This is a genomic window from Clostridium sp. BSD9I1 (assembly GCF_900185645.1).
In the GTDB taxonomy this organism is placed as follows: Bacteria; Bacillota; Clostridia; order Clostridiales; family Clostridiaceae; genus Clostridium_AK.
On the sequence record NZ_FYAM01000023.1, the window covers coordinates 869,385 to 890,214 of the forward strand.

Below are 20,830 nucleotides of genomic sequence, written 5' to 3' on the forward strand. Positions count from 1 at the left end.
TATTAATTCATAATTTTATTAATTAGTCAATATTTTTTGTAGTTTTTTATATTCTTTTTAAAGAATTATGCTATAATTGGATTGAATTTTATTATTAGGATGGCGATAAAATGGATATAAATAAATTAGTACATTTAACTTCCTTTGCTGGTGAAATAATGCTGGAAAACGGAGCCGAAACTTACAGGGTAGAAGAAACTATGGAACGTATGTGCAATGCCTATGGTGTACAAGACGTTAATAGTTTTGTAACTCCTACAGGAATAATGATATCTATAACAGATATAGATGGAAAAATCTATTCTAAAGTGAGTAGAGTCAGGCATCGTAAAGTGGATTTAGATAAAATATCCAAAATAAATGATTTATCTAGACAAATATGCAGTAAAAATCTTCCCTTAAATATAGTAGACGATAATTTAACAACTATAAATAACGGACAAGACTACGAACGAAACTTAGTTATATTTTCTTCCTCTATATCTGCTGGATTTTTTACTTTATTATATGGAGGAGATTTTAACGATTTTTGTATTTCTATGATTATTGGATTTACCATACAAGTACTTTCTAGAACTCTAAGCAAAATTGGAACTAACTCCTTCTTTATAAATGCTATAGGTGGTGCTGCTGCCTCTTTTATTGCACTAGCAAGCACTTCATTACATATAGGAAATAATACTGATAAGATTGTAATAGGCTCTCTTATGTTATTAGTTCCAGGTCTTACAATAACCAATGCCATAAGGGATACTATAGCAGGAGATTTAGTGGCAGGAACTTCTAGAATTATAGAAGCATTTTTGATAGCAGTTGCAATTGCCGTTGGAAGCGGACTCGTGTTCTCATTCTGGATATCTTATTTTGGGGGAGGGTCTATATAAATGAATTTATTTTTGCCTTCTTTTTATTCTTTCATTGCAACACTGGCATTTTCAGTTTTATTTAATATAAAAGGAAAAAACACTTGGCTAGCTGCCCTAGGGGGAGGACTAAGTTGGTTTTTTTATATTCTTGCATTAAAATATACTGTTTCTCAGCCTCTAGCCTTCTTTTATGCTTCTGTAGCTGTAGCTATATATTCTGAAATAATGGCAAGAGTACGAAAATGCCCAGTCACTATATTTATAATCTGCGGCATACTTCCACTAGTTCCTGGAGGTGGCATGTATTATACTATGCTTGCTTCAGTAGAAGGAAATGTAACTAAATCCTTAAACACAGGACTTTCAACTCTTACAATAGCAGGTGCTATTGCCGTTGGAGTGATTTTAGTTTCATCATTAACTAGACTTATAACATTTTATTATAATAAAAAAAGTAATTGTGCTAAAGTGTAATTTAGCACAATTACTTCATAAACATTGTTAACGTACTTACCAAATCATCTACTGCTCTTTCATCATTACTTAAAGCTTCGCAGTTTCCTAAACAATTCTTAGCATAGTTTTGAAGAACCATGGCTCCAGCCTTATTTATTGCTGATCTTACTGCAGCAATTTGTATTAATATTTCCTTACAACTTGCATCATTATCTATCATCTTTTCTATGCCCTTTACTTGGCCTTCTATTCTTTTAAGTCTATTTTGAATGTCCTTTTTAGCATTATCACTTGCCATTGTTATCACCTCATTTAAATACCCCTCCGGGTATTCACATTATATCATTTCTTATATGTGCCTTCAACTAAATTTTATGTTTTAAAAGTAATAAAACCTATTTTCATCTCATATGATGTTTAATGAAAACAAGGTAAAGGTGGATTAAATGAAAAGAAAATTTTATTATATAGTTTTATCTATTATAATTATGATTTTTGCTAGTTCATGTTCCAAATACTATTATTACAAGGGTAAAGAAACTAACCGCTATTATACAAATCTTTTATCTGAAGGAATTAACTTAAATGACTCTTATAGATGCACAATAACTGATACTTCTTTTTATAAGGAAAAGGAACTATCTTCAGAGGATTTAAAGGTAATACCTAATTTTATTTCAAGCCTTGATGAAAAATTCTTTATAGATAAGCCTAAAAATCTTCCTAAAAAACCTTTGTATAAGATATTCATTACCATTTCTAACGAAAAATATGTAATAAACGTATATAATAAAGATTTAGTTTCAGTATACCCCTGGGATGGATTTTATGAAATGGATTTTATAAATATGAGTAAAGTACCTTATTCCTACAACCTATACAATATATCTAATTATATGATTCCTAGAGATAGCAATAAATAAGGAAGCAAGAGGATAAAACTATTCTACCCTCTTGCTTTATATTAGAATATTCTGAATAATAGTATTGTATTTTGATATATTCTATGTTATACTGTATACAAGAAGAAGATAAAACTTCTTCTTGCAAATCCTAACTTATAAGGTTATGGTAAAAACAAGGACAATCTGTTATCTGTCTAAATTAGTCTTAGTCATTAGTTACACTCTTAAAATTGAAACCTCTATAGGAAAAGGTGATAAGAATTCAAATTGAATCAAGTTTTTTTAATAAGTTAGGATTTGCTTAACCACCAATTAGTGACATTTAACTAATTGGTGGTTTTAATTTTTGAAATCTACTATTTATACAAATGCCTTTTATGCTTCTACAAGGAACGCATAGTATCCTCTCATAGCTTCATATATATCAGCTTTACTTGCTACTTCCCAAGGTGCATGCATATTATGAAGTGCTACTCCACAATCTATTACTTCCATATTATACTCTGCAAGAATATATGCTATGGTTCCTCCGCCGCCTTGATCTACCTTTCCAAGTTCTGAAGTCTGCCAAGATACGTTATGTTTATCCATTATATTTCTAATTTCTGCTACATATTCAGCATTAGCATCATTAGATCCTGATTTTCCTCTAGCACCAGTGTATTTATTAAACACTAATCCTTTTCCAAAATAAGCTGAATTCTTCTTTTCCATTACAGATGGGAAATTCGGATCAAATGCTGCACTTACATCTGAAGATAACATTTTTGAATTATTAAGCGCACGTCTAACTTTTAATTCATTGTAATCTCCAGCTAAATTCATTACTTCCGCTACAGTGTTTTCAAAGAATTTAGAATGCATTCCTGTAGCACCAACACTTCCTATTTCCTCTTTATCTACTAAAAGAGTAACACATGTCTTTTTAGGATTTTCCATATCCATCATAGCTTCAAAGGATGTATATGAACATACTCTATCATCATGTCCATAAGCCATAACCATACTTCTATCTAATCCGTAATCCCTTGCTTTTCCTGCAGGAACTACTTCTAATTCCGCGGATACAAAATCTTCTTCTGTTATATCATATTTTTCGTTTAAAAGTTTTAATATATTTCTCTTTACTCTATCCTTTACATCCTTACTTTCAATAGGCATACTTCCTACAAGTATATTTAAATCTTCTCCATCTATTGCTTTGCCAAGCTTTTTCTCTAACTGCTCTCCAGCTAAATGAATTAAAAGGTCGGAGACTCCTATTACTGGATCATTATCATCTTCTCCTATAACCACATTTACTACTGTACCATCCTTTTTAGCTATAACACCATGAATAGCAAGCGGAAGAGTTACCCACTGATATTTCTTTATTCCACCATAATAATGAGTTTCAAACATTGCTAAATCAGTATCTTCATAAAGTGGATTTTGCTTTAAATCTAGTCTTGGAGAATCCACATGAGCTCCTAATATATTCATACCCTTTTCTATAGGTTCACTTCCAATGATAAATAATGCTAAAGTTTTATCTTTATTATTAGCATATACTTTATCTCCTGCTTTAAGGCTTCCACTGTTTTTTATAATTTCTTCTAAATTCTTGTAACCCTTTTCTTCTGCAAGTGTTGCAAGTTCAATTACACATTCTCTTTCAGTTTTACACTTAGACATAAATTTCTTATATCTTTCACTTAGCGCAAATACCTTTTCTAAGTCTTCTTTGCTGTATTTGTCCCAAGCATATTCATATTTTTTTACTAAATCTTTTTCCATAGTTTTTCTGCCCATAGGTAATCAAGGGCAGATCCACCTCCCTTTTCCTCTAATCTTTACTTTTTCCATTATATCATAATAGATAAATATTTTAAAATTTGTGGCTAAGTCAAAGCCACTTTTTTCTTTTAAATAAATATATAAGTAAAAGTGCTATCACAACCATGATTATAAGCAAATAATAAAAACCATAGTTTATAAGCATAAATGGAATATGCCGCACATTCATCCCATATACACTTGTAATTAAGTTTAAAGGTAGAAATATTGTAGCTATTAAGGTAAATATTTTCATAAGTTCATTGGTTTTATTAGACATTTCAGATTCGAAGGCTTCCCTTGCTAACGCTAAATCTTGAACTAAGCTTTCTAGTGACATCATAAGCTTATCTATTTTTGTATTTAAGCTTTGAAAGTATTTCATGTTAGCATCTTTAATTATAGAATTATCATTACTTAAAAGTGAATCTCCTATATACCTTAATGGACTTAAATACTTTCTAATTTTATATACTTGTCTTCTTAAATTTATAAGATCATTTAACTGTCTATGCTCAGGATTTTTAAGTATTCTTATTTCTATTTTGTCACTTTGCTCCTCTAATTTAGATATAACATTATAGTTTTTTACTATTATTCTATCTAAGATGTAATATAGTATAAGCTGAGGATCAGCATTTCCTTTAAGCAACAAACAATTTTTTTCCTTCCTTATGTCTTCTATAAGGAGCTCTAAAAGTTCTAGTTTTTCCTTAAAAGTAGTGATTATATAATTATTGCTCAAAAAAATATATAATTCTCTAGAATGAACACCTTCATCATAATAATCAAATATGTTAAGAACTATAAATATGTAGTCCTTAAAAAATTCTATTTTTGTCCCCTTATTAAAATCTTTGCATTCATTTATAGACTCTTCTTCTAAAGCAAATCTTTGTTTAATCTCTAATAATTCATCTACATAACAATTTAGCCATAAGTTGGAACCTGGACTGTCTAACAGTTTATTTTCTACTATTTTAAACTTATCTTCTATGTTAAAAGCTATCATATTATTCACCCATTAGTTATTATTCCATCCACCTTAACATCCCATTCATTCATTGGTATATAATCTACTATTTGCATTTCATAAGCTAGGGCAATTTTAGGAGTATCTTTTTTTAATTTTATCAAAAATCTATCATAAAATGCTGCTCCATAGCCCATTCTGCCTCCGTTCTTATCAAAGGCTACTCCAGGAATTAACGCCAAATCTATTTCCTCTTCATTTATTTTATTTTCGAAGTTTTCTGGTTCTAGTATTCCATACTTTCCTGATTTTAAATCATCATATTTTTTTATTTCTACTGCATACATACCTTCACTCTTAGATAAAACTTTAGGCACGCATACTCTTTTCCCTTGAGATAATGCCCGCTTTATTATTTCATGAGTATTTACTTCAGTTTTATAACTTACAAATATAAAAATACATCTTGCTTCATTGTATACAGGGCTGTCTATTAGAGAATTAAATATGCCTTTATCATATTTAATCCTTTCACTTAAATCTATATTATCTCTTTTTTCTAATATGATTTTTCTTAATTCTTTTTTATCTACCATTCTTATTCCTCCTCATTACTTCTTCATCCATTCTCATGCTTATAGTATCTACTGGAGTTATAGTACTGCTTAAACTATATCTATGACTAACTGCCGCCGCTTCTATAATAACTGCAATATTTCTTCCCGGTCTTATAGGAAGTGTTATTTTCTTTACATCAGTATTTAATATTTTCACACTTTCCCTATCTATTCCAAGCCTATCATAATTCTGCTCTGGCTTCCATTGTTCTAAGTGTATTATAAGCCCAACGGTTTTTGCCTCTAAAACTGAACTTAATCCATATAGTGCAGGGATATCTATTATGCCTACTCCTCTAACTTCTATCATTCCAGATGTTATATATGGAGATGTACCTATAAGCTTACCTTCTATTTCTTTTATATCTACAGCATCATCTGCCACTAGTCTATGACCTCTTTTTATCAATTCTAGTGCCGTTTCACTTTTACCTATTCCGCTTTCTCCGGTAATTAATATTCCTATACCGTATACGTCTACAAGTACTCCATGGAGTCTGGTTTCTGGTGCTAATTTCCCATCTAAATACCCCATAAGATTACTTATAAACCTAGTAGAAATACTATTTGTCTTAAGTGCCCATCTATTATATTCCTTTGCACCTTCTTTAAATTCATCATGAGGGTCCAGCTCCCTAGTAAATATAGAACAAGGAGTTTCAAATTGAAAAAACTTTTTAAGTCTTTTATTTCTTAGATCCGTGTTCATTACATCTAAAAAGCTCCATTCTGCCTTACCTATAATTTGCACCCTATCATTTGCAAAATAGCTGTAAAACCCTGAAAATTGAAGTCCTGGTCTATTTATATCACTAGTAGTTATTTCTATATTTTTTTTACCTTCATTTATTACTTCTAATTGCAAGTCCTTTATTAAATCCTCTACTGTAACTGGCATATCATTTCCTCCCTGGCATTTGATTTTAACTTAAATTATACCATAATAGGTTTATACTGAATGTGATTTTGGACAAAAATTTAAGGAAACTTTGCATAATGCAAAGTTTCCTTAAATTGAGGCTATCTTTTTTCAATTATAAACATTAAATATATAAATTACTTTTTGAAAGCTGATGATGTGCTTCTATAAATCTTATAGTACCTGTTTTAGCTCTCATTACTACAGAGTGAGTAGTTGCAAAGCTCTTTTTAGAATAAACTACTCCCTTTAATAAGTCACAATCTGTTATTCCAGTAGCTGCAAAATATACATCATCACTTTTTACTAAATCATCTATAAAAAGCACTTTATCTAAATCAGCGATTCCCATAGCTTGGCATCTTTTTACTTCATCTTCATTATAAGCAACAAGCTTGGCCTGCATATCTCCGCCCATACATTTTATTGCTGCTGCAGAAATAACTCCTTCAGGAGCTCCACCTGTACCCATCATTAAATCTATTCCTGTATTTTCAAAACCACAAGCAAGTACCGCTGCTATATCTCCATCTGAGAAAAGTTTAACTCTTGCTCCTAGCTCTCTTGCATCTTTTATTATGTCTGAATGTCTTTCTCTTTCCTGCACCATTACTGTAAGCTCTGTTACATCCTTATTAAGTGCCATTGCCACATTTATTATATTTTCTTTATTAGATTTATCTATATCAATAACTCCCTTTGCTCCAGCCCCTACTGCAATTTTTTTCATATACATATCTGGAGCATGAAGTAAACTTCCCTTAGGTCCCATAGCTACTACTGCAATAGAATTAGGAAGTCCTTTAGCTATAAGTGATGTTCCATCTAATGGATCAACAGCTATGTCCATCTCTGGCATAGTTTCATCTCCTATTCCAACTTCTTGTCCTATATATAACATAGGTGCATTATCCAGCTCTCCTTCTCCTATAACTACAGTACCTCTTATAGGCATAAGCCCAAATGCTTTTTCCATACCATCTACCGCTGCTTGATCTGCTGCAATCTTATCTCCTCTACCCATATATTTTGCTGAGGCTAGTGCTGCAGCTTCCGTTACTCTTATAAGTCCCATTGCTATATCTTGATTTTTCACGTTAGTTCCTCCTATTTATATAAGTATTAATTTATTACAATATAGTATAGTACAATCTCTATTTGATATACTTTATCTTATTTAAATACTTGTTAAAAAGTATTTAAGCTACACTTTATGTAAATATTATAACACATATCTCAATTTACTCAACACTTATTTTGCTTTTTTAATCACATTTAAATTAATTTGATATAGCCGCAAAAAATAAAAAGCCAGAAGTTATATAACTTCTGACTTGTGAAAATCAAGTTTTATCCCAACATGCCGTTAAACTTACTCTTCATACCCGCCCTCTCGCAGGTGGGTCCTTTTCATCAACCTTCTGCCTACTACAATTTAGCTAATCCAATTATCAGCGTCAGCAGCTTGGCATTACTTTGAATCTTAAAGGTCCCTTTCAAATAATGTCGGTTGAACAACTAAATCTCACGCGCATCTCAGGACTACAATATTATTATAGCATTATCTATAAAATTTTCAAGGATTTTTGCAAACGTTTTTATAATTTTTTATCATTAAATTTAGCAGCTTTCTCATAAACTTCCTGTAGCAATTTTTCATTATCCTTTACAGTAAGTTTATCAGTGCTTTCTACGTATATTTTTTCTTCTACCTTCGCATCCATGGCTGCCATAGCAAATATAAGAGTTTCTTCTACAGGTCTAAACATATCAGGCCATGAACTTCCTCCTGTTGCAAGTATTACTCCTCTTTTAGGCTTTATATCAGTTCTGTCTTTTCTTATATATTTCTTACTCCAATATACCTGAAGCCTATCTATAAGTGCCTTTAAGGGTGCAGTCACTCCAGAAAAATACATAGGAGTCGCTATTACAATTACATCACTCTTCTTTATCTTATCATAAATTTCAATCATGTCATCCTTAATAGCACAACTTTCTACCTTATAGCAATACTTACAGTCTATACAAGCACCTATCTTTTTATCATAAACTTCAATTATTTCTTTATTTCCCTCTAATCCCTCTAAGAACTTCTCCATAAGATTGTGAGTATTTCCTTTTTTATTGGGAGAAGCTGAAAAAACTAGTATATTCATATGTTGTTCCTTCCCTTAGTACATTTTATAGTTCTAATTCATCTAGTACTTTTTCTATATCTACTTCTTTGTCTTCTGTAACAACTGCTATAAATTCTGTATATGCATCTTCTTCATCAATTTCTACATCATAGGATACAAACTGTACTTTTAGACCTTTTTCTTCCATGAGCCCTTCTATTATATCAGATACATTATCTACAGCTATTTCATTTAAGTAAGGTACATAATAGTCATAGAATTTTTCTTCATCTTCATCGTCTTCACATTCCTCTTCTGCATAAGCTTGTGCTGCAGATAATTCATCTTCATCAAAATCATAAAAAAATCTTACTACAAATATTTCATTATCCTTATGCTCTATTTGTTCTACTTCGCTTAATTCACTGACTAAAAGGTACTTAACTATATCATCTCTTTCCATTTGTAATACATCTCCTTCTTATTTAAAAATATAATTATATATTGTACTAAAGCTTATCAATAAATCTATCCACAAATTCATCTGCCATTTTGTATTCATCTTCATTTGGCACAAATTTAAATTTAAATCCCTCTACTACATTTAGCTTTAATCCCTTCATTCTATCCATCATAAGCTGAACACCTTCTCCACTCCAACCATAAGAACCAAAGGCTGATGCAGCCTTTCCCCTATTAGTTATTGCGGATACTTCAGACAATACATCCCAAACAGGCTTCACCGCATCTTGATTTATAGTAGGAGAACCAAATATAACTCCTTTTACACTTTCTATGGCCTCAATTGATTCATTAACTCCAAAGGTTGTTATTTCATGTAGTTCAGATTTAATTCCCTTTTCATTTAATTTATCATTTATATATTTCGCCATAATTTCTGTATTTCCATAAGCTGAAATATAAAGCACCACTGCAGTTTTAGCCTTTGGTGCATCAGTAGATGCCAGTGTCCTATAAGTTTCTATACTTTTAGAAATATCTTCCCCAGTATGTATAGGACCATGACTAGTGCAAACCATATCTAAATCTAAGTCTTTAATCTTATCAAGTCCAGACAACACAAATTTTTTAAAAGGAGCCATTATAACTTTAAAGTAGTGCTCTACTTCTCCCTCATAATCTTCTTCGTATCCTTCTATTACATTGTGTTTTGGACAATAATGACATCCTAAGAAGTCACAGCTAAATAACACCTTTTGCTCTTTTGCATAAGTAAAGAATGTATCCGGCCAGTGAAGATTAGGAGCCGATATAAACTTTAATGTTGTTTTACCAAGACTTAATTCTTCTGGAATTAACATTATATCTAAATCTTTATTTATTATGTCCTTCAAATATACCGAGCCTGCCCTGGATGCTATTATCTTAGCATCTGGATAGACTTCATGAAGCTTTGATATTGTACCGCTGTGATCTAATTCTGTATGCTGAGATATTATATAATCAACCTTTTTGTCCCCTATAATTTCCTTAACGTTTACCATGAATTCTTCAAAAAAGCCCTCTTTTACAGCGTCAATTATAGCAACCTTCTCATCATTTATTAAATAGGCATTATAGGTAGTTCCATATTCTGTCTTCATTATTATGTCGAATACTTTTAAATCTGGATCTTTTACGCCTATCCAATATATATTTTCTTTTAAATTTATGTTGTTCATTTTTCATATCCTCCTTGACCCCTATGCTATATACCCATGTATAATTTCAAGGAAATTTTCATTTAATATTATATATAGCTAAAAGCTTACTTGAAATTCTTTCCTTAAAATCATTGTATCATATTTCCTCAAAAAATAAATAATCCTGGAAATTATTAATTAATATTTAATGTTATTTTGTCTATTTAAAAAAGTTTTATTCTATTACATTTCCAAGGTTAATATTCATAATTAATTAAATATATTATATAATAACAATTGATACGTTTTTCAAAATTATAGAAAGAAGGGTTAATTTATGCTTTATAGAAAATTTGGAAGAGAAGACTTTATAGTATCTTCATTAGGCTTTGGGTGTATGAGATTTCCAACAATAAATAATAACGATGAGCTTATAGATGAAGAAAAATCCATAGAGATGTTAAGATATGCAATAGATAATGGAGTGAATTATGTGGATACTGCCTATCCTTATCACAAAGGACAAAGTGAGATACTTGTAGGCAAGGCTCTTAAAGATGGATATAGAGAAAGAGTTAAGCTTGCTACTAAATCTCCTGTTTGGCTTACAGAAAGCTATGAAGATTTTTATAAATATTTAAATGAGCAGCTTGAAAAGCTTCAAACAAGTTATATAGATATGTATTTATTACATGCTCTTAATAAAGAAAGATGGGAAGCCATTCTTAAGTTAGATGTGCTAAAGTTTTTGGATGAGGCTAAAGAAAAAGGACTCATAAAACATCCCGGATTTTCCTTCCATGGTGATTTGGATACATTTAAACAAATTGTGGACTCCTATGACTGGAGCTTTTGCCAGATACAATACAATATACTAGATGTAGATTATCAAGCTGGAGTAGAAGGGCTAAAATATGCTGCATCTAAAGGGCTGGCAGTTATTATAATGGAACCTTTAAAAGGTGGTAAACTTGCGGTAACTCCTCCAGATGAGATTCAAGACTTATGGAATAAATCTAAAATGAAAAGACCCCCTGTTCATTGGGCACTTAAATGGCTGTGGAACCAACCAGAAGTCACCCTTATATTAAGTGGTATGAGTTCATTAGATCAAGTTATGGATAACATAAGCTATGCTGAAGATTCAGAAATAGACTCACTTTCAGATGAAGAGCTTAAAATAGTAGATGAAGTCCGCGATACTTATAATAACTTAATTAAAATAAATTGCACCAAATGTGGATACTGTATGCCTTGCCCTCAAGGTGTAGATATACCATTAAATTTTTCAATTTACAACGATAGACACATATACAATGATTTAAAAAGCTCATTAAAAAAATATGAAGACCTACACGAAAATAAAAAAGCTTCTTCCTGCATAGAATGTGGCAAATGCCAACCTCTATGTCCTCAAAGCTTACCAATAATTGATACACTAAAAAAACTGCACGGAGAACTAGCTCCAAATTAACAGATTATTAATGAATTCTTCATAGTGCTTATACCTATATTTCTACAAAATATGATATATTATATATAGGGTTTTAAATTATACCTAAAAGAAGGGGATGTAAATGGAATATTTTAATAAAGGTTATGGAATGGAAAAAGGTTTGATGAGGATATTAAAAATTTTAGGATTTTTATTTTTAACTTATTTCATAATCCGCGGCTTATTTATATTAATTCCAGTGGGGATATTGATATACGCTGCCTATAAAGGAATAAAGTTCATACAGTCAAAATTTAAAGGCTTTAAAAAGACAGAAAGCATAAATGAAGAAGCATTCGAGGTATATAAAGTCAGTAATGAATATTTATATAATACCGAAGTAATTGACGTGGAATACGAAGAAATAAATAAGTAAATAATAAGAATGGCAAGACATCTTGCCATTCTTATTATTTTAAAGAAAATTAAATTATATAAGCTAAAAATAATTATATCAAAACTATCTTTTTTTGAAATAGTATGCATGAAGAACTTAAACATATGCTATGATTAATGTATATAACTAAGTTAGGAGAGATAATTTGAAAAAAGGATTTATACCTGTAATTATAATTACTATAATAGCAGCTGCCTTCCTAATATTATATGCCCTAGGCATTACTATGGGGCTTTTGGATAGCAACATGCCCTTTATAGCAGTCATATTTGTTGCAGTGATATTTGCGGTACTTTTGATAATGCTGGCAATCACTCTAATTGAAAGAATAAAAGAAATTAAAGGAGAAGATAAAGATGATATTAGTAAATACTGATTTTATAACTGGAAAGAATATAGAAACGCTATCTATAGTAAAAGGATCTACAATTCAATCTAAACATTTAGGCAAGGACATCATGAGCGGCTTTAAAACTTTGGTTGGCGGAGAATTAAAGGCTTATAGCGAAATGATGGATGAGGCAAGAGCTATTGCCACAAAAAGAATGGTTGAAGAAGCAGAGAACCTAGGAGCAGACGGAATAATAAATATACGATATGCCTCCAGTGCCGTAGTACAAGGAGCAGCAGAAGTTATAGTTTATGGAACAGCAGTAAAATTTAAACTTTAATATTGCTGAAATAGAAACAAAATTTCAATATAATATTGTTAATACACCAACAAGTTGGAGGACAGTCCATGAACAAAGAAGAACAGGTCATAATTGGTCTCAGGGAATTATTTAACAAAATGGCTTGGCTTAATAAGTTTAAGATGGAAGAGAGTCTTAAGGGGTATAAGCCTTCTGAAGTACATTACATTGAATGTATTGGAAGAAATGTAGATTCCAACGTGACAAAACTTGCGGAGTCCCTTTATATGACTAGAGGCGCCATAAGCAAAATGACCAAGAAACTCATAGAAAAAGGCATTATCCAAAGCTACCGGAAGCCGGATAACAAGAAAGAAATTTATTTCCGGCTTACTGAACAAGGGCAAAGAATTTTTAAAGTCCATGAAAAGCTGCACAAAGAGTTTCAAGAGCGGGATAAAGCCGTATTTGAGCAGGTAACCGACGAACAGTTTGACAGTATGCTCAGATTCGTAGAAAAGTATAGTAGGCATTTGGATGCAGAAATAAAAAAACTGGGTATAGATGTTAAGTCGGAATAAATTTGAATATTGAAAATGAAACCCCAGGCAGCCTAACTCTATTGAGAACGGGCTGCATTTTTATCGATACAGTTTTGTTGACACGGAAACAAAATCATGATAGGATAAATATGTTTCCGAGGAAACAAAACACTAACTTTTGAGAGGAGAATTTTAATGTTCAAATTTAAATCATACAATGGACAGCGTGCAGAACAAACCATAGATAAACATGCATTGATTTTTGGTCTTATCTCTGTATTTCTTTGCGGAATAGGCTTCACTATAATATCACCTGTCGTCCCCTTCTTAGTACAGCCTTATACAAGCAATCCGGGAGAACAAGCTATAGTTGTTACCCTTCTTACCTCTGTTTATGCAGTCTGCGTGTTTTTCGCAGCCCCTGGACTTGGAGCTTTGAGCGACAAATATGGTCGTCGTCCAGTGCTATTAGTATGCCTTTTGGGTTCTACAATCGGGTACCTTATTTTTGGCATAGGAGGAGCTCTATGGATACTATTTTCTGGGCGTATAATAGATGGTATAACAGGAGGTACCATAAGCACTATCTTCGCATATTTCGCAGATATCATTCCTCCAGAGCAGAGAACCAAATACTTTGGATGGATAAGTGCAACTGTAGGTGTAGGCACCGTCATTGGCCCAACTCTAGGCGGATTACTTGCCAAGTTTGGTTATTCTGTACCCTTGTATTTTGGAGCAATAATAACTTTATTGAATGTTGTTTACGGATTCTTTTTTATGCCTGAAAGTCTTGACAAGAATAATAGACTGAAAGAAATTACCTTTGTAAGACTGAATCCATTTACACAACTTGCAAGCATACTTTCCATGAAAAACTTACAAAAGCTGTTTGTCTCAGCGTTCTTGCTTTGGATACCCAACGGATCTTTACAAGCAGTTTTTTCACAATTTACAATAGATACTTTCAGTTGGAAGCCAGTACTAATCGGGCTTATGTTTTCAATTATGGGCTTCCAAGACATCATTTCACAAGGTTTCATAATGCCAAAGCTCTTGATAAAATTTAGTGATAAAAAGATAGCAATTCTTGGAATGGCTTCGGAAATTATAGGCTACAGTCTTATTGCGCTATCTGCTTTGTTCTCATTTTATCCTCTTTTTATCGCTGGAATGTTTATATTTGGTTTTGGTGATTCGATCTTTGGGCCTTCATTCAATGGGATGCTGTCCAAGTCTGTGGATTCTAGTGAGCAAGGAAGAATTCAAGGAGGCAGCCAATCTATTCAGGCTTTAGCAAAAATGATTGGTCCTATCATTGGAGGTCAAATTTATGTATCACTTGGTCATGCCGCACCCGCTTTTATGGGTATGTTCCTTATAGCAGCGGCAATACCAGTTTTATATAAGACAACGCATAATAACAGAATTTCAGAACTTATCGACAATTTCTAAACCCCTATTTGTCTACAGTCTAAGGCGTACTAATAAGATTGCTACGCCTTTTGCCTTGAGAACGGCTAATATGTATAAATCTAAAACTAACCCGCCTAAACTCGCTGTCGCTCAGACAGTAGACGGCTCTTAACGGTATTTTAAATTTATAAATAAAGCCATTCTATAAAAAATTTCTTATAAAAAATAGAATAATTAATATCTTACGACCTATCGGTCTGCGGGCTTACCAGCCCTTTCATAAGTTCTAATTTATCAAAAGGAACTTTCGCCAAAACGAAATTCCTTCCTTTAGTACAGTAAGCATGAAGATATTTTTAATGTTAAATTTAGTATGGGTTCTGCATTGTAGAAAGCATTGAACAAGCAATTAGAAGCTCTTTATCTCTCAATTTAAATCACCGTAAAGAACTTTCTACTGTCTGAGCGGCAGCGAGTTTAGAAAGTTTAGGCGATTGAAATTGAGAGATATCAGAGCTTCTTTGCGTAGTGAACCCTTTCTTAAATGCAGAACCCATACGGAAGATTTAACATTAAAAATGTCGTAATATCCCTTTAATGAGTTGCTTTTACTGATGAGAAGTTTCCTGCTTTAGATAATATCTTTACTACAGAAAATGCTATTACTCCATCTACTATATGGTGAAGTATTGTTCCTACCCCTACAGCTATAAGTATTTTTTCCATTGTAAAGCCAAATGGAATAACTACTAAAGCTTCTAATATTCCATGAACTGGAGCTGTAATAGCTACAACTTTTGAGTAAGAAACTCCTTTTTTAAGAAGATAAGCTCCAAACATTCCTACAAATGTATGCATAAAAGCTCTTGACGCTACAACTGCACCTTTAGTAATTAAGAATCCTATTGCCGACCCTATTCCAACCATAGCCGCTGGCACAGGTCCTAAAAACATTGCCAAAAACATTGGAACATGGGATGCTAATGTAGCTGAAAATGGTCCTACAGTTACAGCCAATACCCCAAAAGAAATTGGTATTACTATAGCAAGTGCAGTAAGAAGCGCTGCATAAACTAAATTTTTAAGATTCATATTAATCCCTCCATTTGTTTACTAGTGTATATACAGTAGTATACACTAGTAATTTGCACTTGTAAATATCCTATTATAAATATTTTGTAGTGAATTATTTCTAAAAAACCACTAGTTTAATAGTTAAACTAGTGGTTTTTTATTTATCATCCAGAGGCAAGTGGACTCACTTGCCTCTGGATGTATATATAACTTTATGCAGTTTTACTCTTGTGAATTTCTTTTTTATTTCTCTCAACGAATCTTCCCATGAAGAAGGCTAGTATCCCCACTCCAATACCTGTTTGTACGCAAAACAATAAACTCTCAATTTCTCCTGGCAATTCTCCACCAATCCAAGTTTCCATAACAGGTGTGAACCAAGGCTCATATTCTGTACCTGTAATCTCTGCAACTACTTGACTTCCTGCATCATCAGAGCCACCAAATTCAGCACCCTCTAATGCAAATAATGGTATAACAGCAATTAGTACAGCGATAACTAATAAAGTGGTAATTTTCTTTTTAGTATTTGACATTAATTTTCACCTCTCTTTAAGAATCCAATACCTGTTAGCTCGGATTTTGCATATGTTTCAAGCCCAATTATAATAGCAACAGTTAAGATACCTTCTACAATTGCTAGTGGAAGCTGTGTTGGTGCAAATACTGCAAGGAACTTAGCTGCAGATGCTGCTATACCACCGTTTTGAGATGGATATGCAATTGCAAGCTGAATACTAGTTACGCAATATGTAAATAAGTCACCTATTGCCGCTGCTAGAAAAATACCTACATTCTTGTTGATGTTCATTTTTTTACATAGTTTATAAATCCCATAGGAAACTATCGGACCTGCAATAGCCATAGAAAATGTATTAGCACCAAGAGTAGTCAATCCACCATGAGCAAGCATAATTGCTTGGAAAATTAGTACAATAATGCCTAAGATACTAACTGCAGTTGGACCAAATAAAATTGCGCCTAGCCCAGTACCCGTCATATGTGAACAACTTCCTGTTACTGATGGTATCTTTAAAGATGAAAGTAAAAATATGAATGCACCTGCCATAGCAATCATAGTTATGGATTTACGATCCTCCTCCATTTTTTTCTTAATTGACATATAACCTTTTATTAAGAACGGAAGAGATATAACTCCCCATAAAATACAGAATTTTGGTGGAAGATATCCTTCCATAATGTGCATTGCGCTTGCTACTGGAACTATTCCGAATGTTAATGCAAAAACTGCTACTAATGCAACAATTTTATTTTCTTTTTTGTTCATCTTATTTTTCCCCCTCAGGTTATTTAAATTTATATCAATACTAGACTGAAATCTCTAAAGATATCTATTTTAGAGAATTTTCTTCAATTCCTGTGTACTTTTAGGATAATCTTTTGCATCTTTTAATATTTGTTTTTCTACAAGCAATTCATAAACCTCCATCATAGTTGGCTGTTTCAGATTTGCTTTTTTCAAAATCGATCTATTTTGAAAAATTTCTAAAGGTGCTCCATCTGCAATAATTTTCCCTTGAGAGAATACAAGGATTCTTTCAGCCCATCTGTAAGCAAAATCTACATCATGGGTTGAAATCAGCATTGTCTTCCCCTCAGATCCAAGCTTGGCTAGAACTTCTTCTAACATCAATGCATTCAAAGGGTCAAGAGCTGCAGTTGGTTCATCAAAGATAATAATTTCAGGTTTCATAGCAATGATATCTGCAATGCTAACACGCTTCTTTTCACCACCGCTCAAATAGTGCGGCGGACGCTCCTTAAAATCTGATATATTCATGTATGCTAGTGCTTCCTCAACACGTTTCTTCACTTCTTCTTTAGGAAGTTTTAAATTCATTGGCCCGAATCCAACCTCTGCCATAACCGTAGATGCTATTATTTGATTATCTGCATCTTGAAATACTATTCCGATATTCTTTCTAAGTTCTTTTAAATTCTTTTTATTGATGATTGTACCACGGTAAACGATTTTTCCATGTTCCGGTGTAAATACACCATTTACATTCAAGAAAAATGTAGATTTCCCAGATCCATTGGAACCAATTACAGCAATTTTCTCACCTTCATATATATCCATACTTACGCCGTTTAATGCAGGTTTTCCATTTCCATAAGTGTAGTGCATATCTTCAATTTTTAATATTATTTTTCTCATTATTGTTCCTTTCTATCTTGTAAAGCTCCATAGTAAAATCAAAAAAATTACAAATTCTACTGCTCCGACAATCTGTATTGTTTCTACCGGTTTATCTTCCCTCCAAAATATAAGATCTCCATCATAGCATCTAGCCTCCATAGCATTATAATAATTAGCTGCCTTTTTCAGCGAAATAACTAGCATATTACTTGCAATGCTTCCAAATGTGTAGCAGGCAGTTTTAAAATCACAATAGCCATGGCGAGATTCTGCTGAATTTTTCATTTTAATATGAACATCCATTAAAATGAAAATGTAACGGTAAATGATATCCATCAGCTCTATAATAATCTTCGGTACATGCGCCTTCCTAAACACATAAATAATCTCAGATGATGGAGTGGATAGTGTCATCATCTGCAATGCACTTACAGCTGCAAAAACCTTCATAATCAGAAAAATCGCTTCCTTAAGTTTTGCCTGAGATGTAAACACATAGAAAAAACCAAGATTTATATTATACTCACCAATTGGCTGTTTTGAAAAATCAATGGCAATACTAAAGGTACCGACAATGATAAACGCCATTGGAATTGCCAGCACAGATAAATATTCATGTATTGAAATTTTTCCTTTTACAATGCTCAGATAGGACATTGAAATAATAACTGCGACTGATACATATGGATTGTCCAATGCTATACAAAGAATCAGTAGGCCAATAGAAAGGCATACTTTAAAAGTTGGATTCCAATGTCTAATTTTAGAAGCATGAGCATAAAAATCAATTAAAAATCCCTCACCATACTTATGTCCAATTCTATGGCTATGCTTATGAGTGTTATCCCCTTTAGTGTAAACATCACGATATTTAAATTTAAATAAAAAAATACCCATCACAAACATAACACACAAAATAATAATTTTTTCCATTTAACACCTCTCTGAAATTTTAGCCTTGTCCGCTTTAGAAACACCAAAACAATCGAATTTTTACCATACTTTCAAATCCATTCTAAACTTCCACTAACTTGTATTAAAATAAAAAAGTCTTCTTAACTCAATAGTTAAGAAGACAAAAAGATCATCACGATTATCAAAACGCATCGCAAACACCCCCTATCCTTCGTAGAGTTAATTGTGTATTATTATAGGCAGGTATTCTGACTTAAGTATCATTGCCTTTATAACCTTCCCAGTTTCCCAGTGGTATTATATAAAGACTCCTCTTTTACAGCGGCGAGACCGTGCAGGATTTTCACCTGACTTCCCTTTTAATTCATAACCTATAACTATATATCAATTTTAACTTTAATATACACCATATTATGGTTTAAATCAAGTATAAAAAAATAATTATAGGCACCTTACTATCTTTTAATGATATATATTTTTAAATTTTCTAATTTGATATATTACACAATTTCTAATATTAGCCTCTGACAGAAAAGAGCATCTATAGATTTGATTTAAACAAATCTATAGATGCTCCACTATTACGCATTTTGCTCTTCTATATTTTTAACCCCAATATTAAAGAATCTCCAATTGCCATCTTCTTCTTCATAGCCTTTACAATATATACATCCTTCTTTAAAATCATAACCAACTTTATTAAGTTCTTCATGATTTTCACGAGTATTTCTTACATCATTTAAATCCTCAACTTTTATCTTTAACATATTCCCTTTATTAGTTTTTACTAATGCTTCAAATTGTGGGAGCGTTCCCTCTTCTTTAATGGAGTATATATCAACTATTTTTAAATTCATACCCTCTTCTATAGTTAACTTATCTTTATACCTTCCCCAGCCTTCAGCTAATGTGGTATAATCTCCTATTTTAAAAATACTTTCCCCTATCATACATGATTTAACCTTGTCCATAACCATCTGTAATCCCCCCTGCAAATTAATTTTGATGTAATATCATTATACAACCATTGTTAAATAATCGTCAATGGTTTTGTTTGAATTTTCTTAATATTAATATTAAGTTTAAAATTCAAACCCATTTTGAGTTTAATATTATTATATTTTAGAAATATTAATTTAAGAATCAAAAATATATTTTTTATAATATTACTTATAACAATACAAAAACACACATGATATTTTATAACATGTGTGTTTTTATAAATTGATATTGCATTATAGTCCATTTTTTTCTTCCATCATAGTCTTTACCTTCATAAGTCTTGTTAAGTTACTTCTTTCATTTTCATCAAGTTTCATGCGTATATATTTAATGGTTTCATGCAAATCAGGTATAGTTCTGTATTCTAGGGCATTAACCCTTCTTCTAGTCTTTTCTATTTCGTCTGCCATAAGCTGACATGACTTTTCTACTTCTGCAAGCTCTAACAGCTTAGGAAGTATAGAATATAACTTTTCTATAGCTCCATCTAACTCTGCAGATGTATTTGCAAAACCATAAGGATATATACTGCCTTCTTGATTTTCCATTTTTCGCTTAAATTTCATTACAGGTACATTAACACTCATAATATTTCTTTTAGTTACTTCTAAAGAAATACTTTCCATAGGATAGGCTATTGCTTCTTCAAGGAATTCTGAAGACATAACAGCTCTTGCCATTACAAAATTCTTTAATGATTTTTGTAATTCTTCTTCTACACTTTTCCTTAGTTCGTTATTATATTTTATAAGGTCTATAAATCTCCTCATAAGCTCATCTTGCTTATCTTTTAAAAGTTTATGTCCTCTGGTTGCTGTTACCAATCTCTTTTTTAGTGTGGTGAGCTCCATTCTAGTAGGATTGACATTTAATCTCATAAGT

At 32.1% G+C, this 20,830-nt stretch carries 25 protein-coding genes, 1 other RNA gene and 1 riboswitch; of the genes, 9 read left to right on the forward strand and 17 right to left on the reverse strand.

The annotated features are described in order from the left end of the window. Positions 1–110: 110 nt before the first annotated feature. Both BSD9I1_RS11810 and BSD9I1_RS11815 read left to right on the forward strand, forming a co-directional pair. On the forward strand, positions 111–884 hold the full coding sequence (locus BSD9I1_RS11810) for a threonine/serine exporter family protein (RefSeq protein WP_186430478.1): 774 nt from the start codon (positions 111–113) through the stop codon (positions 882–884). Then, positions 885–1,340 carry a threonine/serine exporter family protein gene (locus tag BSD9I1_RS11815; RefSeq protein WP_186430479.1) on the forward strand — a complete coding sequence of 152 codons (456 nt, stop codon included), beginning with the start codon at positions 885–887 and terminating at the stop codon, positions 1,338–1,340. 10 nt (positions 1,341–1,350) lie between these two features. Here the strand turns inward: BSD9I1_RS11815 and BSD9I1_RS11820 are convergent, their stop codons facing one another. Further along, positions 1,351–1,620, reverse strand: coding sequence for a metal-sensitive transcriptional regulator (locus tag BSD9I1_RS11820; RefSeq protein WP_035308808.1), 270 nt, complete (start codon positions 1,618–1,620; stop codon positions 1,351–1,353). Positions 1,621–1,768: 148 nt separating this feature from the next. Here BSD9I1_RS11820 and BSD9I1_RS11825 point away from each other — a divergent pair, with 148 nt between their 5' ends. Beyond that, positions 1,769–2,245: a DUF4883 family protein gene (locus BSD9I1_RS11825; protein ID WP_186430480.1), complete on the forward strand. Its 477-nt coding sequence runs from the start codon at positions 1,769–1,771 to the stop codon at positions 2,243–2,245. A 357-nt stretch (positions 2,246–2,602) separates the two neighbouring features. On the opposite strand, the gene BSD9I1_RS11830 is transcribed toward BSD9I1_RS11825, so the two are convergent. From BSD9I1_RS11830 to BSD9I1_RS11870, 9 genes are all read right to left on the reverse strand, one after another. Further along, entirely contained in the window at positions 2,603–4,018 is a 1,416-nt protein-coding gene (locus tag BSD9I1_RS11830) for an aminopeptidase (protein ID WP_373419351.1), read from the reverse strand. Between the two features lie 94 nt (positions 4,019–4,112). Further along, positions 4,113–5,054: a magnesium transporter CorA family protein gene (locus BSD9I1_RS11835; RefSeq protein ID WP_186430482.1), complete on the reverse strand. Its 942-nt coding sequence runs from the start codon at positions 5,052–5,054 to the stop codon at positions 4,113–4,115. Positions 5,055–5,059: 5 nt separating this feature from the next. Next, positions 5,060–5,611: a 5-formyltetrahydrofolate cyclo-ligase gene (locus BSD9I1_RS11840; RefSeq protein WP_186430483.1), complete on the reverse strand. Its 552-nt coding sequence runs from the start codon at positions 5,609–5,611 to the stop codon at positions 5,060–5,062. After that, positions 5,601–6,530, reverse strand: coding sequence for an HPr(Ser) kinase/phosphatase (hprK, locus tag BSD9I1_RS11845; protein ID WP_186430484.1), 930 nt, complete (start codon positions 6,528–6,530; stop codon positions 5,601–5,603). The genes BSD9I1_RS11840 and hprK overlap by 11 nt, the downstream gene beginning before the upstream one ends. A gap of 145 nt (positions 6,531–6,675) precedes the next feature. Next, complete coding sequence (gene glpX / locus BSD9I1_RS11850) at positions 6,676–7,647, reverse strand: class II fructose-bisphosphatase (RefSeq protein ID WP_035308818.1); 972 nt, start codon at positions 7,645–7,647, stop codon at positions 6,676–6,678. A gap of 252 nt (positions 7,648–7,899) precedes the next feature. Continuing rightward, a non-coding RNA gene (gene ssrS, locus BSD9I1_RS11855) (6S RNA) lies at positions 7,900–8,097 on the reverse strand. A gap of 52 nt (positions 8,098–8,149) precedes the next feature. After that, the gene (locus tag BSD9I1_RS11860) at positions 8,150–8,710 is read right to left on the reverse strand and encodes a flavodoxin family protein (RefSeq protein ID WP_186430485.1); all 561 of its coding nucleotides are present in this window, start codon (positions 8,708–8,710) and stop codon (positions 8,150–8,152) included. 25 nt (positions 8,711–8,735) lie between these two features. Continuing rightward, positions 8,736–9,134, reverse strand: a complete 399-nt coding sequence (locus BSD9I1_RS11865) for a hypothetical protein (protein ID WP_186430486.1) — start codon at positions 9,132–9,134, stop codon at positions 8,736–8,738. A gap of 46 nt (positions 9,135–9,180) precedes the next feature. Continuing rightward, positions 9,181–10,353: an FprA family A-type flavoprotein gene (locus BSD9I1_RS11870; RefSeq protein WP_186430487.1), complete on the reverse strand. Its 1,173-nt coding sequence runs from the start codon at positions 10,351–10,353 to the stop codon at positions 9,181–9,183. A gap of 298 nt (positions 10,354–10,651) precedes the next feature. On the opposite strand from BSD9I1_RS11870, the gene BSD9I1_RS11875 reads away from it, so the two are divergent. From BSD9I1_RS11875 to BSD9I1_RS11900, 6 genes are all read left to right on the forward strand, one after another. Then, on the forward strand, positions 10,652–11,788 hold the full coding sequence (locus BSD9I1_RS11875) for an aldo/keto reductase (protein WP_186430488.1): 1,137 nt from the start codon (positions 10,652–10,654) through the stop codon (positions 11,786–11,788). A 103-nt stretch (positions 11,789–11,891) separates the two neighbouring features. Next, positions 11,892–12,185 carry a hypothetical protein gene (locus BSD9I1_RS11880; RefSeq protein WP_035308830.1) on the forward strand — a complete coding sequence of 98 codons (294 nt, stop codon included), beginning with the start codon at positions 11,892–11,894 and terminating at the stop codon, positions 12,183–12,185. A 166-nt stretch (positions 12,186–12,351) separates the two neighbouring features. After that, entirely contained in the window at positions 12,352–12,582 is a 231-nt protein-coding gene (locus BSD9I1_RS11885; RefSeq protein ID WP_186430489.1) for a hypothetical protein, read from the forward strand. Next, positions 12,563–12,877, forward strand: coding sequence for a YbjQ family protein (locus BSD9I1_RS11890; RefSeq protein WP_186430490.1), 315 nt, complete (start codon positions 12,563–12,565; stop codon positions 12,875–12,877). The genes BSD9I1_RS11885 and BSD9I1_RS11890 overlap by 20 nt, the downstream gene beginning before the upstream one ends. 68 nt (positions 12,878–12,945) lie before the next feature. Then, a complete protein-coding gene (locus BSD9I1_RS11895; protein WP_186430491.1) occupies positions 12,946–13,419 on the forward strand; it encodes a MarR family transcriptional regulator in 474 nt (157 codons plus the stop codon). Positions 13,420–13,575: 156 nt separating this feature from the next. Next, entirely contained in the window at positions 13,576–14,835 is a 1,260-nt protein-coding gene (locus tag BSD9I1_RS11900) for an MFS transporter (RefSeq protein ID WP_186430492.1), read from the forward strand. A 555-nt stretch (positions 14,836–15,390) separates the two neighbouring features. Here the strand turns inward: BSD9I1_RS11900 and BSD9I1_RS11905 are convergent. The 7 genes from BSD9I1_RS11905 to BSD9I1_RS11935 all read right to left on the reverse strand — a co-directional run bounded on the left by BSD9I1_RS11905 (position 15,391) and on the right by BSD9I1_RS11935 (position 20,826). Further along, positions 15,391–15,888, reverse strand: coding sequence for an ECF transporter S component (locus tag BSD9I1_RS11905; RefSeq protein ID WP_186430493.1), 498 nt, complete (start codon positions 15,886–15,888; stop codon positions 15,391–15,393). 194 nt (positions 15,889–16,082) lie between these two features. Continuing rightward, positions 16,083–16,406: an energy-coupling factor ABC transporter substrate-binding protein gene (locus BSD9I1_RS11910; RefSeq protein WP_186430494.1), complete on the reverse strand. Its 324-nt coding sequence runs from the start codon at positions 16,404–16,406 to the stop codon at positions 16,083–16,085. Then, positions 16,406–17,158 (reverse strand): energy-coupling factor ABC transporter permease, encoded by a 753-nt coding sequence (locus tag BSD9I1_RS11915; RefSeq protein ID WP_186430495.1) that lies wholly within the window; start codon positions 17,156–17,158, stop codon positions 16,406–16,408. The genes BSD9I1_RS11910 and BSD9I1_RS11915 overlap by 1 nt, the downstream gene beginning before the upstream one ends. 69 nt (positions 17,159–17,227) lie before the next feature. Further along, on the reverse strand, positions 17,228–18,049 hold the full coding sequence (locus BSD9I1_RS11920; protein WP_035308844.1) for an energy-coupling factor ABC transporter ATP-binding protein: 822 nt from the start codon (positions 18,047–18,049) through the stop codon (positions 17,228–17,230). A gap of 12 nt (positions 18,050–18,061) precedes the next feature. Continuing rightward, complete coding sequence (cbiQ, locus tag BSD9I1_RS11925; protein WP_186430496.1) at positions 18,062–18,964, reverse strand: cobalt ECF transporter T component CbiQ; 903 nt, start codon at positions 18,962–18,964, stop codon at positions 18,062–18,064. 202 nt (positions 18,965–19,166) lie between these two features. Further along, positions 19,167–19,336, reverse strand: a riboswitch (cobalamin riboswitch). 191 nt (positions 19,337–19,527) lie between these two features. Further along, complete coding sequence (locus tag BSD9I1_RS11930) at positions 19,528–19,923, reverse strand: hypothetical protein (RefSeq protein WP_035308848.1); 396 nt, start codon at positions 19,921–19,923, stop codon at positions 19,528–19,530. 258 nt (positions 19,924–20,181) lie between these two features. Then, on the reverse strand, positions 20,182–20,826 hold the full coding sequence (locus BSD9I1_RS11935) for a V-type ATP synthase subunit D (protein WP_035308854.1): 645 nt from the start codon (positions 20,824–20,826) through the stop codon (positions 20,182–20,184). Positions 20,827–20,830: the final 4 nt, after the last annotated feature.